We start from the raw sequence: 2162 nt of genomic DNA, 5'->3' as shown, positions 1-2162 counted from the left end.
GAGCAGCGGCGTCACCCGGCCGGCCGGCAGTGGCGCAGCGGTGGGGGTCCCGCCCGCCGGCCGTTGCCAGGGCGGCACCCAGGCGTCCAGCTCCGTCAGCCCGCCGGGGAAGGTACGGCCGGCCTCCCGGACCAGCAGCGGCACCAGTTCCGGGCCCTGGTCCCGCAGCGTGGTGATCAGGGTGGGCAGCCACGGCAGCAGCACCGGGTCGGGCAGCCGGGCGAACGCGGTCGACATCGTCTCCACCACGAACGGCGCCAACCCGGGCACCGGCTCCAGCGCGTGCACGAAACCGGCGAGGTACTGCGGGAAGGCCGGCACGACCAGGGGGTTCGCCAGCAGCTCGGCGCAGCGGGCCCGCAGCTCGGTCAGGGGCAGCAGGCCGAGCTGGTGCCGGGCCGCCCAGAGCAGGGCGACCTTCGCGGGAGCCTCCGGGTGGCACTGCGCGACGGCGAGTTCGAGCTGGGACCGGTCGCAGCCCAGCGACAACGCCACGCTCTCCAGGCTGAACAGGAAGCCCAGCATCGCGCCGACCTGCCGGGTGCCCGCCTCGTCGTCGACGAACGCGGACGGCAGCAGCGTGCAGTAGTGCGCGTACCCGGTCGTCATGAACGCCTCGCACCAGGCCGGCAGGGCCGCCGTGGTGGCCCGGTAGTGGGCCAGCAGCCGGCGGATCCGGCGCAGCACGTCCGGGGCGTCGTCCACGGTCCGTTCCGCGGCCAGCAGCTCGACCGCCCGGGTGCCCAGGTCGTCGACCAGCCGCGGGCTGTCCAGCAGCCGGAGGGCGTCCTCGACGGCGGCGAGGGCGCCGGCCGCCGTCGCGTCCGGGGCACGGACCGCGCGCCGCAGCCGCTGCTCCAGCACCTGCTCGACGGTCACCCCCTCGTAGCCCAGCTCGATCAGGGCGCGCTGGTTGCGGCCCAGGGCCAGGTCCCAGCTCTCCTGGATCGAGCGGTGCCCCAGCCGCCGCTCGCCCATGATCGGGCGGACCGCGTCGGCCGGCAGCAGGTGCCGCAGCAGCCACAGCAGGTCCGAGCAGGCGGCCAGCTCGGGGGTGGCGGTGAGGTCCAGCAACGCCCGCTGGACGGTCCGCTTCTCCAGGTCCAGCCCGAGCGGACGGAGCCGGTCCAGCACGTCCCGGGCCAGCGGGGGCAGGGCGTGGTAGCCGACCTGCCCGATCCGGTCCCCGCCGAGCAGGATCTCGCAGAGCCGGCGGACGTCCCGCCGCCCCGGTACGACGTCCTTCTCGATGCAGGTGACGGCCGCGTCGGCGAAGTCGTACGGGGTGGGTCGGGCCCGGTTACGCAGGCCGGCGAGCAGGATCGAGTGCTCGAAGACGGCGATCGCGTCGGCGGTGCTGGCCAGGTACCCGTTGCGGCGGGCCAGCCGGACGATGTCCACGCACCAGCCGCGTAGCTCCGCCTCGTCGAGACCGTCCAGGGGCGGCGGCGCGGCCAGGAACCCGGTGAGCCGGTCCGTCACCGACCCGTCCGCCCCGTCCGGGGCCGGGGTGCCGGCCGCGCGCCCGCGCCCGGCCCGGCTCCGCTCACCCGGCTGCCCCGCCAGCCGGTACGGGGTGACCCGCGCCGCGCTCACCGCCTTCGTCCAGCTCGCCGCCGCGATCGAGACCGAGCCGGGGGCCAGCCCGAACTGCGCCTCGATGGCGGAGTGGCTGGACGGGATCAGCCCGTACCGCCAGCCGGTGCCGGTCCGGGGGCTGATCTCGAAGTCCGGGGCGGTGGAGTCGAGGCCGAACTGCTCGACCCGGCTGGCGGCGTGGAAGGCGCCGCAGACGTACAGGCAGTCGGCGGGGTCGACGCCGGTGCGGGCGAGGTGCTGCCGGATCCGGGTCCACATGTAGCGTTCACGGTCCTCGTCCCGGTCCAGCCGGTCCGCCCGGGTCGGGCGCAGCCGCCGGAACAGGCTGCCGATCAGCACCATCACCTGCCGGTACGTGTCGTGGTCGGCCCCGGCGAGGGGGCGCTCCACGTACTGCTCCCACCACTCCGACCAGTGCCGCACCTTGCCGTGGTGCAGCAGGTGCGCCTCCAGCTCGGCGAACCGGGGCCGCAGGTCGCCGACCTCCACGCCGACCGCGTCGCCGTGCAGGGCGGCCTCCTCCTCCGGTGGGCTGGTGCCCTCCGGCGTGTCCCCCTCGGGCG

The 2162-nt window shown here is 75.8% G+C and carries 1 protein-coding gene; it reads right to left on the bottom strand.

The features are described 5' to 3' along the window. The coding region (locus tag AWW66_RS31950) for a DUF5682 family protein (protein WP_067374513.1) at positions 1–2162 on the bottom strand (2162 nt) is incomplete at both ends.

Origin of the sequence: Micromonospora rosaria (assembly GCF_001567585.1) — a bacterium.
Taxonomy (GTDB): domain Bacteria; phylum Actinomycetota; class Actinomycetes; order Mycobacteriales; family Micromonosporaceae; genus Micromonospora; species Micromonospora rosaria.
The sequence above is the reverse complement of the archived record's forward strand: the minus strand, read 5'-3'. Positions and strand labels throughout refer to the sequence as shown.